The sequence below is a fragment of the Streptomyces atratus genome (genome assembly GCF_900119365.1).
Taxonomy (GTDB): Bacteria; Actinomycetota; Actinomycetes; order Streptomycetales; family Streptomycetaceae; genus Streptomyces; species Streptomyces atratus_B.
Genome location: NZ_FPJO01000009.1, coordinates 192,740 through 204,892 on the forward strand (window position 1 = coordinate 192,740; position 12,153 = coordinate 204,892).

The following is a 12,153-nucleotide window of genomic DNA, read 5'->3' on the forward strand; positions in this document are numbered from 1 at the left end:
GCAGCGGATCATGGCACCCGGCACTGACAACGCCCACGCCGCCTGCCTTCGGCCGGCCCCGGGCGGGCTTCGGCCGGCCCTCAGCCGGTGAAGAACTCCGTGATCTGGTGGGCGACCTGGTCGGGGTGGATCTCGTGCACCCGGTGGCCGCCCCCGATGGTGATCAGCCGGCAGTCCGGGACGAGCGAGGCCATGTCCTGCAACCGCCCCTGGGGCATGGTGGATTCCGGGCCACCCGCGATGATCAACGTCGGCGCGACGATCTCACCGAGGCCGGCCGCCCACTCGGGGTCGGGGTCGGCCATCTCGGCCCGGATCGGGGCGACGACGGCCAGGTCGTAGTCCACCGGCCCCTCCGGCTCGGCGGCGGGCTTCAGCTCGCTCGGGAACGGCGGCGGGGTCTCCACCAGCACCAGTCGCTCCACCCGGTCCGCGTGTTCCTGGGCGAGCAGATGGGCGACGACACCGCCCATGGAGTGGCCGACCAGGCCGACCCGGTCGATCTCGCACTCGTCCAGGAAGCCGAGTACGTCGTCCCGCATCAGCTCGCAGGAGTACTCGTCCGGCCAGTCGCTCTCGCCGTGGCCGCGCAGGTCGAGGGCGTACACCCGCCACTCCTCGCCGAGCAGGGCGGCGGCCGCCTCCCAGTTCGCGGCGGAGCCGCCGAGGCCGTGCAGCAGGACCACGGGCGAGCCGAAGGGGTCGCCCCAGGTCCGGTACGACAGCCGTACGTCACCGACATCCACTACAGACTGATCTTCCATGCCCATGACGCTACAGGCGCGTGGGCGCCCGGCACGCATCCGGCGGCGCTCACCGCCTCCGGGCCGGTCAAACCTGTGATCGGCGGGCGCGGGAAGCGTCCGCCCCGCTGCCGCGCACGCCGGTGCGCACGTCGTACGACCTGTGCTTTCAGTGCTGCTCGAAGACCGGCCCGGACCCGTGACCCGCCGATCGGCGACCCCGTTGGGGCTGGCGGACGGCTCACGCCGACGTGGGCCGGATCAAGGAGGAGAAATTCGCATGATGAAGAAGATGATGCTGGCCGCGATGGTGCTGACCGCCGGTCTCGGACTGGCCGTGAGCCCCGCCGCCCAGGCCGCGCAGAGCCCCGTCGCCGCACAGGCCACGAAGGCGCCCGCGGCGGTCTGCACCGTCAACGACAACGGGGTGAACTTCCGCGGCGGACCGGGCACCAACTACCCGGTCCTGGGTCAGGTGAACCGGGGTCAGAACCTCGACGCCCGCGGCCAGCAGGGCGAATGGGTCATGGGTGACCTGTGGGGCGGTCCCACGGGCGTCTGGATCCACGTGGCCTACCTCGACTGCTGAGGCCCGCGCCACCCCGGCCCTCACCGCGCCGCTCGTCGCGGACCTGCATCCGTCCCGTACCGGCCCCGCATCGCGCGTTCCGCGCGGTGCGGGGCTGTCGCGTTTCGGGGAAAGTTCTCAACTCCCTGCTGCCGGAGGGGTGTACGGCCCCCTTCCACTCTGATAGGAAAGCTTCCTAACAGACCGATGGAACGAAGAACTCCCCTTGGAGGACTGGTGCACGCTCCCCATAAGCGCGCCGCACGTCGCAGTACCCGCCCCGTGCGCATCGCGGTCATCGCGGTCGGACTGGCCCTCACGGCGATTCCCGTCGCCGCCTACGCCGGTAGCCCCACGCACCAGGCGGCACAGCAGCCGGCGGCAGCGGCCCCGAAGGCCGCCGCCGCGACCGGGCTGGACGATCCGGCGAAGAAGGAGATCGCCATGCAACTGGTCTCCAGCGCCGAGAACTCCTCCCTCAACTGGAAGTCCCAGTACAAGTACATCGAGGACATCGACGACGACCGTGGCTACACCGCGGGCATCATCGGTTTCTGTTCCGGCACCGGCGACATGCTCGACCTCGTCGAGCTGTACACCGAGCGCAAGCCCGGCAACGTCCTCGCGAAGTACCTCCCCGCGCTGCGGAAGGTCAACGGCACCCCCTCGCACAGCGGTCTCGACCCGAACTTCACCAAGGACTGGGTGAAGGCCGCGTCCGACTCGGCGTTCCAGCAGGCGCAGAACGACGAGCGGGACCGGGTGTACTTCAACCCGGCCGTCAAGCAGGGCAAGGCCGACGGCATCGGCACGCTGGGCCAGTTCGCGTACTACGACGCCATCGTCATGCACGGCGACGGCGGCGACAGCACCGGCTTCAGCTCCATCCGCAAGCGGGCCCTCTCCAAGGCGAAGCCGCCGTCCCAGGGCGGCAACGAGGTCACGTACCTCAACGCCTTCCTCGACGCCCGCGTCTGGGCGATGAAGCAGGAGGAGGCCCACGAGGACACCAGCCGGGTGGACACCGCCCAGCGGGTCTTCCTGAAGAAGGGCAACCTGAACCTGGACCCGCCGCTCGACTGGAAGGTGTACGGCGACAGCTACCACATCGGCTGACGCACCGGACGACACCGCTGTGGCGCGTACGGCGACCCTCGCGGGTGCTGCCGTACGCGCCACAGTGCCGTACCGGCCCGTACTTGGCCGGACCGGGCCGGATCGGATCGGACCGGGCCGGATCGGATCGGGCCGGACCGGGTCAGGGCGCGGCCACCGGGTCCGCGGGCGCCGGGCTCTGCTCCCGCTCCGACGGTTGCGGATCCGGCTTCTTCCCGAGGTGGTTGAAGGCCAGGTTGAGCACGATCGCCACCACGCAGCCGGTCGAGATCCCGGAGTCGAGCACCACCAGCAGGTCCTTCGGGAACGAGTGGTAGAACTCCGGCGCGGCGATCGGGATCAGGCCGACGCCCACGGCCGCGGCCACGATCAGCGCGTTCTCGCCCTTCTCCAGTGCGGCGGTCGCCAGGGTCTGGATGCCGCTCGCGGCGACCGAACCGAAGAGCACGATGCCCGCGCCGCCGAGGACCGGCAGCGGGACGAGCGCGATGACGGACGCGGCGGCGGGGACCAGCCCGAGCACGATCAGGATGCCGCCGCCGGCGGCCACCACGAAGCGGCTGCGGACCTTCGTCATCGCGACCAGGCCGATGTTCTGGGCGAAGGCACTGCACATGAAGCCGTTGAAGAGCGGGCTGATGGCACTGCCCAGGGTGTCGGCGCGCAGGCCGCCCTCGATGGTCCGCTCGTCCGCCGGCCGGTCGACGATCCGGCCGAGCGCCAGCATGTCCGCGGTGGACTCGGTCATGCAGACCAGCATCACGATGCTCATGGAGACGATCGCGGCGATCTCGAACTGCGGTGCCCCGAAGTGGAACGGTGTCGGGAAGCCGATCAGGTCGGCGTCCTTGATGGCTCCGAAGTCGGTGATGCCGACCGGTATCGCGATCAGTGTGCCGACGATCAGACCGAGCAGGATCGCGATCTGCTGGAGGAAGCCGCGCAGCAGTTTGCGCAGTGCGAGGACGATCACCAGGGTGACGGCGGCCATGGTGATGTTGGTCGTGGAGCCGTAGTCGGCGGCCTTGGCGCTGCCGCCCTGGGCCCAGGTGAAGGCGACCGGAAGCAGCGAGACACCGATCAGGGTGATCACGGTGCCGGTGACCACGGGCGGGAAGAAGCGGACCAGTTTGCAGAAGTACGGTGCCAGCAGGAAGCCGAGCAGGCCGGCGACGATGATCGCGCCGAAGATGACGGCGATGCCGTCGTGCCCGCGGTCCTTTCCGATCGCCACCATCGGGGTGACCCCGGCGAACGAGACGCCGTTGACGAACGGCAGCCGGGCGCCGATGCGCCAGAAGCCGAGGGTCTGGAGCAGGGTGGCGATGCCCGCGGTGAACAGGCTCGCCCCCATCAGGAAGGCGGTCTCCTTGGCGGTGAGGCCCACGGCGGGCCCCACGATCATCGGCGGGGCCACCACACCCGCGTACATCGCGGCCACATGCTGGAGGCCGCTGGTGAACATCTTCAGTGGGGGGAGCGTCTCGTCGACCGGGTGCTTCCGGTCGGCCGAGGCCGGGTCGGGAAGTGATCCGGAATCGGATGCTGCGTCTGCATCGTTGCGAAACCTGGGCGTAGCTGCCACGGCGGTTCCTCCGGTCGGGTGCACGTCTGCGGTGACGTGGCTGTCAGGGAGGTGGTGCAAGTGGGGCGTTGGTGCAGGTCGGGCAGGTCGTGCAGCTGGTGCGGGCAGCTTCGGTCACCGGTGCGGGGGCGCGTGCGTCCAGGCGCGCGCCCCCGCACCGGTTGCCGTGGACCCCGCTCGGGTCCACGGCGGCCGGCCGAGGGCCGTCCCCCTCGGCCGGCCGGTTCCGGGGGTGCCGGGGAGCGTCAGGCTCCGGCGGCGATCTGTGCGAGGCGGCGGGCCTCGTCGCGGGTGGCGCGGGCGATGGCGTCCTCGTCCGCGGTGATCAGGTGGTTGTCCTCGACGACCGGCTTGCCGTTGACGAGGGAGAGGGTGACGGGGGCCGCGGCGCCGAAGACGAGGGCGGTCACCGGGTCGGCGATGGAGGCGTGGGCGAGGGTGTCGAGCTTCCAGAGCACCAGGTCGGCGAGCTTGCCGCGTTCCAGGGAGCCGATCTGGTCTGCGCGGCCGAGCACCTGGGCGCCGCCGTACGTTCCCAGGCGCAGGGCCTGACGTGCGTTCAGGGCCTTTTCGCGGTGGGCGCCGAGGCGGTTGATGAGGAGGGCGTTGCGCAACTCGGTGTGGAGTTCGCCGGACTCGTTGGAGGCGGTGCCGTCGACGCCGAGGCCGACCGGGACGCCGGCCGCGAGCATGTCGGGGACCCGGGCGATGCCCGCGGCGAGCCGGGCGTTGGACGAGGGACAGTGCGCGACGCCGGTTCCGGTGCGGGCGAAGGCGGCGATGTCGGAGTCGTTCATGTGGACGCAGTGCGCCATCCACACATCTTCGCCGAGCCAGCCGGTGGATTCGAAGTAGTCGGTCGGCCCCATCCCGAACAGCTCGTGGCAGAACTTCTCCTCCTCCACGGTCTCCGAGCCGTGGGTGTGCATGCGCACTCCCTTGCGACGGGCCAGCTCGGCGCCCTGTCGCAGCAGTTCGGTGGAGATGGAGAACGGGGAGCAGGGCGCGGCCGCGATCTGGGTCATCGAGTCGAACGACGCGTCGTGGTGTGCGTCGATGGTCGCCTCGGTGCCGGCGAGCGCGCCGTCGAGGGTCTCCACGGCGAAGTCCGGCGGCAGTCCGCCGTCCTTGACGCTGCGGTCCATGGACCCGCGGGCGAGGGTGAACCGTACGCCCATGTCGCGGGCGACCCCGATGATGGCGCCGGACAGATCTCCGGACCCCTGCGGGTAGACGTAGTGGTGGTCCATGGCGGTGGTGACACCGCCGCGGGCCATCATGGCGAGCGAGCCCTGGGCGGCGGCACGGACCATCGGCTCGTCGATGCGGGCCCACGTCGGGTAGAGGGCGACCAGCCAGTCGAACAGGTTGTGGTCGGTGGCCAGGCCCCGGGTGATCCACTGGTAGAAGTGGTGGTGCGTGTTGACCAGGCCCGGGGTGACCAGGTGCCCGGTGCCGTCGATGCGGCGTACGACGTTCCGAAGGCCCTCGGGGGCCCGGCCGGCGCCGATGGATTCGATCCTGTTGCCCGCGACGACGAGGTGGCCACAGGCGTACTCGGTGTCGTGGGCGTCGACCGTGGCGATGGCCACGTTCTCGATGACGATGCGGGATACGGGGTCTGCCGAAGGTGCCATGGTGCTTCCTTCCGGGGTCAGTGGCGATGCGGGCACGGCAGGACCCTAGGAGGATTTGAGTGCCGCGGCGGACGTGCCGCCACGGGTGCCGAGATGGTGGAAGAACAGGTTCCGGACGGCCTGGCCGATGATGAGCGGGGGCGTGACGACTCCCGCGTACATGGCGGCGATGTGCTGGAGCGCGGCGGGGACGAACCGCGAGAGGTGGAGCTTCTGGTCGACCGGGTGGACCTCGGGTCCTTCCGGTGCGGTGGAACACGGGCCTTCTGCCGGCCCTTGTGCAGGCGTTGCCATGGCTGGCTGTTCCCTCCGGTGTGGCGCATCCCCGCCGACTGCGGGCGGCGGGGATGCGCGCCCCGCGTCAGAGGTTGGTCATGTCGACCGGGATGCGCGGCTCGCAGCCGTCGCGCAGGATGGTGGCCTCGATCAGGCCGTAGGGGCGGTCGGCGGCGTAATACACGGCGCCGTCCTTGGCTTCGTTCTCCAGGCCGAATGCGGAGAGGTCCTGCCGGAAGTGGTGCTTGTTGGGGGCGGAGAAGCGGATCTCGTCGATCTCGCTGCGGTTGTTGATGACCCGCGAACCCATCTGGTACAGCGTCTGCTGGAGCGAGAGCGAGTACGTCTCCACGAAGGCGTGCAGGATGTGCTTCTTGGCCTGCTCGTAGGACTTCTCCCACTGCGGCATGCGCTGCTCGTCACTGGTCCAGTTGTGCCGCCACCACGTCGACAGGGACGTGGCGAGGATCCGGTCGTAGTCCTCGTGGAGCGTCGTGTACTTGTCCTTGATGTAGCCCCAGAACTCGGAGTTCGTGGAGTTCATCACGGTCAGGTCCTTGAGCCCGGACAGGACTTCGAACTTCTCACCGTCGTACGTGATCTGCGCGAGGCGGGTCTCCTGCCCCTTGCGTACGAAGGAGTGCTTGACCTCGTCGGCGCCGATGAACCTGGAGTTGCCGTCGGAGCCGGCGATGCGCTCCCAGGCGTACTCCTCGATGCGGATGCGCGCGCGGTGGATCGAGGGCTGGCTGTCCACGAAGTGCCGGGCGAGGTGGATGCCGTACTGCTCGGCCGACTCGATGCCGTATTCCTTGGCGAACGCGAAGCAGGTGTTCTTCGTGGTGTCCGTCGGAAGGCAGTTGGCGTTCGAGCCGTTGTAGTGGACGTCGTCCAGGTCGCCGGAGAGGGCGACGGAGACGTTCAGGTCCTTGATGTGGTGGGTGTCGCCGTCCCTCGTGATCCTTACGACGCGGTTCTCTGCTTTGCCGTACTGGTTCTGGCCGAGAATCGTGGGCATGTCTGCTAGCTCCCTCGGTATACGGAGTAGCCGAACGGGTTGAGCAGCAGCGGTACGTGATAGTGCTCGCCCGGTACGACGGCGAAGGTGATCGCCACTTCCGGGAAGAACGCACCGCTGTCCCTTACGCGGGGGGCGTCCTGCTGCGCCTCGGCTTGCTTCTTGGCTGCGAAGTACGCCTCGGTCTCGAAGTCGAGACGTACATGGGTGGTGCCCTCCGGCAGAGCCGGCAGGTCCTTGCATCGCCCGTCCGCGTCGGTGGCGGATCCGCCGAGCGTCGCCCAGGGCTCGCCGGCGCCACTGCGGGCGGCGAGCGTGATGGCGACGGCCGCGGCGGGGCGGCCGATGCTGGTGTCCAGGATGTGGGTGGACACCGATGCGGTGGTGTCGGTACTCAAGACCGTCACTCTCCTTCGGTTACGAGACGGGTCAGCCGGATGCGGTTGATCTTGCCCAGCTCGGTGCGCACGATCCCGCGCTCCTGCTCGGGCGAGTTCCCGATCCGGGACTTCACCGCGTCGCGCATCTGCTCACCGGTGGCTCCGGTGGCGCAGATCAGGAAGACATGTCCGAACCGCTCCTGGTAGGCCAGGTTCAGTTCGAGCATCTCGGCCTTGAGTGCCTCGGTGGCGCCCGCCATCCCCCGCTGTTCGTGGGAGGAGGTCGGGTCTCCGGGCTTCGGGCGGCCGATCGGCGGGTGACCGGCCATCGCGTCGCCCAGATCTTTTGGTGTCAGTGCGGCCGTGGCGGCGTCACTGGCAAGAAGGAGGGCTTCCGCGCCGGCGTACGGGCGTCGGGAGAGGATCGCTCTTCCCCATGCCGCACTGGCACACACCTCGTGCAAGGCGGTGGTGGCCTCGTCGTCCGCCAGGGTGTTGAACCGGGCGAGGCCCGGCGTGGAGCTCGAAGTCACGGGAGCCTCCGTGGCTGTTCTTCGCTGTGCGTTCTTCGCTTCGCGTCGGTCGGGCTGCGGATAGCTAACGCCCTCCACAACACCACGTCAACACTTTGTTGAAATTGCGCGAATGCAAAAAGCCGTCGCCCGGTTCTCCGGACGACGGCCCCGCGCGGCCTTCCACCGCGGTCGCTCGGCTACGGCCTCAACCACTCGCCTTTGGCGGCATTTTCCCTGTTCAGGTAGTTGTAGATGGTGAAGCGGCTGACCCCCAGCGCGCCCGCCACCGTCTCCACGCCGTGCCGCACCGAGAAAGCACCACGTGCCTCCAGGGTCCGCACCACCGACTGTTTGGTCCTGCGGTCGAGCTCGGCGAGCGGCATACCGTGCCGGCGTTCCATGGCGGCCAGGATGTGACCGAGCGACTCCGAGAGCTGGGGCAGCCGTACGGCTATGACCTCCTCGCCCTCCCAGGCCAGCACGACGTCATCGGGCTGGGCCTGCTCGGGCCCGATCAGCTCGGCGCCCATGGCGTCGACGAGCGGCTTGACCGCGGTGACGAGCGGGTGGTCCGCCGGTTCGGTCACTTGGAGTCCTCCCCGATCACATTGACCTGGAGGGACACCCGGGTGGCACCCGATGCCAGGGCCCGGCGGAGCAACGAGTCCACCGCGGTGAGCACCTCGTCGGCGCCGCCCTCCGCCGTGTTGCCGAAGGGGCCGACGTCCACGGCGTCCAGGTCGGCCGACTGGATGACCTCGCGGGCCACGACCGCGTGGGCGGGCGCCTCGTCGAGATCGAAGGGCTCGGTGGTGAACTCCACTCTCAAGCGCACTGTGCCTCCCTCATGCGTTCGCCGCGCGGCTGTGGGGCCCGCGGCTCGGGCCCGACCCTAACGGACGTGGGCGGCGGCCATCCGGCGTCGGATCCGCCCTCAGTGCCCGGCCGGGGGCGCGCTCGGGTACGGCAGTACGCAGACGGCGACCGGGGCGGCCAGCGCCCGGCCGGTGCGGGTCAGGCCGCCGTCGCGGGCGTCGACCCGGAAGGCGGTCACCGTGCCCGACCTCTGGTTGGCCGCGAAGAGCAGTTTCCCGTCGGGCGAGAAGGCGATCTGCCGGGGGAAGTCGCCGCCGACGGGCACGGCGGCGAGCAGCCGCAGCACCGCCCCGTCGTCCTCGACGGCGTAACGCGTCAGACTGTTGTGCCCCCGGTTGGCGAGGTAGGCGAACCGGCCGTCGGCGGTGACCAGGAACTGCGCGGGGTAGCTCGTTCCCGCGCCGGTGCCGGTGGACTGCGGGGCGCCCGGGGAGAGCGTGCCGGTGGCCGGGTCGTAGCCGCAGACGACCGCGGTGTTGTCGACCTCGCAGGCCAGGTAGGCGAAGCGGCCGCCGGGGTGAAAGGTGATGTGGCGGGGCCCGGCCCCGGGGCGCAGAGCCGCGCAGGAGACCAGGACGAGCCTGCCGCGCTTCTCGTCGAGCCGGTACGTGTACACGGCGTCGTTGCCGAGGTCCACGGCGAGGACGTGGCCGCCGTCGGGGGTGGTGACGATCTGGTGGGCGTGCGCCCCGTCCTGACCGGGTCCGGGCGGCGGGGTGGTGTGGGCGACCAGGTCGGTACGCTCCCCCAGCGAGCCGTCGCCCCTGATGGGGTGCACCGCGACGCTGCCCGAGGTGTGGTTCGCGGTGAGCAGCCACCTTCCGGTGGGGTGCACGGACAGGTGGGTGGGCCCGGCGCCGCCCGTGCCACGCGTTCCGAGCACCCGGTGGCCGCCGTCCGGCGTCAGGGCCACCGCCGTCACACCGCCCGGGTCCTGCTCGTCGACCGCGTAGACGGTGGCGCCTGAGGGGTGCGCGGCCAGGTACGAAGGGTTGGCCACGCCCGTGATCACGGGGCCTGCTGCCATCTTCCCGGTGACCGGGTCGTAGGCCGCCGTCCCGATTCCCGTACCGCCGCCCTCGGCCGAGGTGTACGTACCGAGCAGCAGCCGCCGGGGGGTGCGCGGGCGCGGGCCGACCGTGGATGCCGGGTCCGGTGACCTCGAAGAGCCGGGCGGTGCGGGAGCCACCGACAGGGCGGCACCGGCGAACAGCGCTCCGAGGACGGTGCGCCGGCTGGTGGCGTGGTTCATGCGAGGCACCTCGTACGGGGTCGGCGGCATCGGACGCACCAGCAACCCTGGCCCGCCCCGGACCCCATCGGCAACCGGCGCAGTCGAGGGCGCACCTTGCGCAACCCGCGCGAAGACCCCGGGGACCGAATTCCGGGCACCCCCTTGACAGCTTCCGCAGCTCCGGGCAGCCTTCCGTTGCGCAGAAACTAACTTCCGCAACACGGAAGGGCGCCGGAACTCTCATGGGCTACCCGGACCAGCGCTTCGATGTGAACCTCTCGATCCTCTTCACGGAACTCCCGCTCCTGGAGCGTCCCGCGGCAGCCGTCGCGGCCGGCTTCACGGCGGTCGAGCTGTGGTGGCCCTGGATCGAGACCCCCACTCCGCCGCAGGCCGAGCTCGACGCCCTCAAGAAGGCGCTCGACGACGCGGGCACGCAGTTGGTGGGGCTGAACGTCTACGCCGGACAGCTGCCCGGCCCCGACCGCGGCGCGCTCTCCGTGCCGGGCACGGAGTCGGACCGCTTCCGCGCCAATATCGACGTGGCGGCCGACTTCGCCGCCTCGGTCGGCTGAAAGGCGCTCAACGCGCTGTACGGCAACCGCGTCGACGGCGTGGACCCGGCCGTGCAGGACGGACTCGCCCTGGAGAATCTGGTGCTCGCCGCCCGCGCGGCCGACCGGATCGGCGCGGTGCTCCTGATCGTCCCGGTCACCCACCGCACCTGGAACGACGACTGGGTGGCGGTACGCTGCCCCGCCTGCGGGCGGCTGGACCAGTGGCCGCAGGCGGAGTTGTGCTGCCCGTGCGGGACGGTGCTGCGCGTCCCCGTCCGGCCGGCGGCGGCCGACGGCGACCCCGCGCCCGGGGACGGCTCCCTGCCCGCCGGACCCTCGCACATCCCGTTGCCGCGCACGGCACCGGCGCCCCGGCCCGCGTTCCGGGCCGTCGCCATCCGCGGCGCGGGCGACGCGCTCGCGACCGCGGCCCGCCATCTGGGCTGGCTGGGCTACCGCGACGTGGTGCGGCCCCCGCAGCCCTCGCCCGCCCGGGTCGACCTGCGGGCCGCCGGGCTGGTGGCCCGGGTCGACACGGTCACCCACCCGACCGCCCTGCGCGATGTCGAGTGCCTCTGGCTGCACGCGCTCAGCACATCGGTCACCGGCGTCTTCTTCTCGCTCCCGGGGTACGCACCGGACGCCGCGGCACGCGCGGACGGCCTGGGCATGCCGCTGTTCGTGCTGGACCCGGCGGGAACGCCGCGGCCGGTCAACAGCCCGGCCGACGAGCTGCTCAGCACCGGGGCCTGAGTGGCGTCCCGGAGCGACATACTGGCCGTATGCGCATCCGTACCGCCCGCCGCACCGACCTTCCACTGCTCCAGGACATCGAGCGCGCCGCCGGCGAACCGTTCCGCACCCTCGGCATGTCCGCGATCGCGGACGACGATCCGCCGCCGCTCGACCTGCTGGAGGAGTACCGCCGGGGCGGCCGCGCCTGGGTGGCCGCGGACCCCGAGGACCACCCGGTCGGTTATCTGATCGCGGACCGGGTCGACGGGGCGGCCCACATCGAGCAGGTCTCCGTGCATCCGTCCGCCGCACGGCGCGGCGTCGGCAGCACGCTCATCGACCACCTCGCCGGCTGGGCGGGCGAGCAGGGTCTGGGCGCGCTCACGCTCACGACCTTCTCCCACGTCCCCTGGAACGCGCCGTACTACGCCCGGCTCGGCTTTCGCGCCCTCGACGAATCCGAACTCACCGACGGGCTGCGGAAGATCAGGGCGCAGGAGGCCGAACACGGCCTGGACCACTGGCCGAGGGTCTGCATGCGACGCGAGATCCCGCACACCGGGCACGCCCGGCAGCTCACCGGAGCCGACCGGCAACAGTGAGTGCAATCGGTCACGTTCGGGCCAGAGGGCCACAAATGTTCGGCCGCTGTCAGTGGTGGGCCTTAAGGTTGTGGTCATGGCTTTAACTCCACGGAACACCCCATCCGACACCCGGCCGCGCACGTCCCGGCCGGTACCCTCGTCCGCCGCCCGGGCGAACGAGGCGATACGGGCGTTCGTGGACGCGCAGGCCGGCCAGGACTGGTCCTCCGTGGAGTCCGCCGCCTACGAGGTGCTGCTGATCGAATGGGCGGCCGCGACCCGGGGCGTCACCTGCGACATCATCGAGGCCGCCTGACGACGCCCGGGGC

At 70.7% G+C, this 12,153-nt stretch carries 13 protein-coding genes and 3 pseudogenes; 6 read left to right on the forward strand and 10 right to left on the reverse strand.

The features are described from left to right. Positions 1–80: 80 nt before the first annotated feature. The gene (locus tag BT364_RS17890) at positions 81–764 is read right to left on the reverse strand and encodes an alpha/beta fold hydrolase (RefSeq protein ID WP_072486266.1); all 684 of its coding nucleotides are present in this window, start codon (positions 762–764) and stop codon (positions 81–83) included. A gap of 259 nt (positions 765–1,023) precedes the next feature. Here BT364_RS17890 and BT364_RS17895 point away from each other — a divergent pair, with 259 nt between their 5' ends. Together BT364_RS17895 and BT364_RS17900 are read left to right on the forward strand one after the other, a co-directional pair. Then, entirely contained in the window at positions 1,024–1,332 is a 309-nt protein-coding gene (locus BT364_RS17895; protein WP_072486177.1) for an SH3 domain-containing protein, read from the forward strand. 216 nt (positions 1,333–1,548) lie between these two features. Beyond that, the gene (locus BT364_RS17900; RefSeq protein ID WP_072486178.1) at positions 1,549–2,427 is read left to right on the forward strand and encodes a chitosanase; all 879 of its coding nucleotides are present in this window, start codon (positions 1,549–1,551) and stop codon (positions 2,425–2,427) included. Between the two features lie 142 nt (positions 2,428–2,569). Here the strand turns inward: BT364_RS17900 and BT364_RS17905 are convergent, their stop codons facing one another. The 9 genes and pseudogenes from BT364_RS17905 to BT364_RS17945 form a co-directional block, all read right to left on the reverse strand. Then, entirely contained in the window at positions 2,570–4,012 is a 1,443-nt protein-coding gene (locus tag BT364_RS17905) for a nucleobase:cation symporter-2 family protein (RefSeq protein WP_072486179.1), read from the reverse strand. Between the two features lie 245 nt (positions 4,013–4,257). Continuing rightward, positions 4,258–5,649 carry an 8-oxoguanine deaminase gene (locus BT364_RS17910; protein ID WP_072486180.1) on the reverse strand — a complete coding sequence of 464 codons (1,392 nt, stop codon included), beginning with the start codon at positions 5,647–5,649 and terminating at the stop codon, positions 4,258–4,260. A gap of 114 nt (positions 5,650–5,763) precedes the next feature. Next, positions 5,764–5,943, reverse strand: a pseudogene (locus tag BT364_RS17915) (purine permease); the annotation flags it as partial. A 67-nt stretch (positions 5,944–6,010) separates the two neighbouring features. Next, on the reverse strand, positions 6,011–6,943 hold the full coding sequence (gene pucL, locus BT364_RS17920; protein ID WP_072486181.1) for a factor-independent urate hydroxylase: 933 nt from the start codon (positions 6,941–6,943) through the stop codon (positions 6,011–6,013). Positions 6,944–6,948: 5 nt separating this feature from the next. Beyond that, complete coding sequence (gene uraH / locus BT364_RS17925) at positions 6,949–7,341, reverse strand: hydroxyisourate hydrolase (protein ID WP_072486267.1); 393 nt, start codon at positions 7,339–7,341, stop codon at positions 6,949–6,951. 5 nt (positions 7,342–7,346) lie between these two features. After that, the gene (uraD, locus tag BT364_RS17930) at positions 7,347–7,856 is read right to left on the reverse strand and encodes a 2-oxo-4-hydroxy-4-carboxy-5-ureidoimidazoline decarboxylase (protein WP_072486182.1); all 510 of its coding nucleotides are present in this window, start codon (positions 7,854–7,856) and stop codon (positions 7,347–7,349) included. Between the two features lie 179 nt (positions 7,857–8,035). Next, entirely contained in the window at positions 8,036–8,425 is a 390-nt protein-coding gene (locus BT364_RS17935; protein WP_072486183.1) for a helix-turn-helix domain-containing protein, read from the reverse strand. Further along, the gene (locus tag BT364_RS17940) at positions 8,422–8,673 is read right to left on the reverse strand and encodes a YkoF family thiamine-binding protein (protein WP_072486184.1); all 252 of its coding nucleotides are present in this window, start codon (positions 8,671–8,673) and stop codon (positions 8,422–8,424) included. The genes BT364_RS17935 and BT364_RS17940 overlap by 4 nt, the downstream gene beginning before the upstream one ends. 99 nt (positions 8,674–8,772) lie before the next feature. After that, positions 8,773–9,966, reverse strand: a complete 1,194-nt coding sequence (locus BT364_RS17945; protein WP_072486185.1) for a lactonase family protein — start codon at positions 9,964–9,966, stop codon at positions 8,773–8,775. A gap of 224 nt (positions 9,967–10,190) precedes the next feature. On the opposite strand from BT364_RS17945, the pseudogene BT364_RS17950 reads away from it, so the two are divergent. From BT364_RS17950 to BT364_RS17960, 4 genes and pseudogenes are all read left to right on the forward strand, one after another. Continuing rightward, positions 10,191–10,652 (forward strand): annotated as a pseudogene (locus BT364_RS17950) (TIM barrel protein); the annotation flags it as partial. Next, positions 10,653–11,258 (forward strand): annotated as a pseudogene (locus BT364_RS43035) (hypothetical protein); the annotation flags it as partial. 29 nt (positions 11,259–11,287) lie between these two features. Next, positions 11,288–11,842: a GNAT family N-acetyltransferase gene (locus tag BT364_RS17955; RefSeq protein WP_072486186.1), complete on the forward strand. Its 555-nt coding sequence runs from the start codon at positions 11,288–11,290 to the stop codon at positions 11,840–11,842. A 76-nt stretch (positions 11,843–11,918) separates the two neighbouring features. Beyond that, positions 11,919–12,140: a hypothetical protein gene (locus BT364_RS17960; RefSeq protein ID WP_072486187.1), complete on the forward strand. Its 222-nt coding sequence runs from the start codon at positions 11,919–11,921 to the stop codon at positions 12,138–12,140. The last annotated feature ends 13 nt before the right edge of the window (positions 12,141–12,153 follow it).

Bases quoted from the DNA above. Each gene is read 5' to 3' on its own strand.
- BT364_RS17890 (WP_072486266.1), bottom strand. From the start codon at position 764: ATGGAAGATCAGTCTGTAGTGGATGTCGGTGACGTACGGCTGTCGTAC.
- BT364_RS17895 (WP_072486177.1), top strand. From the start codon at position 1,024: ATGATGAAGAAGATGATGCTGGCCGCGATGGTGCTGACCGCCGGTCTC.
- BT364_RS17910 (WP_072486180.1), bottom strand. From the start codon at position 5,649: ATGGCACCTTCGGCAGACCCCGTATCCCGCATCGTCATCGAGAACGTG.
- pucL (WP_072486181.1), bottom strand. From the start codon at position 6,943: ATGCCCACGATTCTCGGCCAGAACCAGTACGGCAAAGCAGAGAACCGC.
- BT364_RS17945 (WP_072486185.1), bottom strand. From the start codon at position 9,966: ATGAACCACGCCACCAGCCGGCGCACCGTCCTCGGAGCGCTGTTCGCC.
- BT364_RS17955 (WP_072486186.1), top strand. From the start codon at position 11,288: ATGCGCATCCGTACCGCCCGCCGCACCGACCTTCCACTGCTCCAGGAC.
- BT364_RS17960 (WP_072486187.1), top strand. From the start codon at position 11,919: ATGGCTTTAACTCCACGGAACACCCCATCCGACACCCGGCCGCGCACG.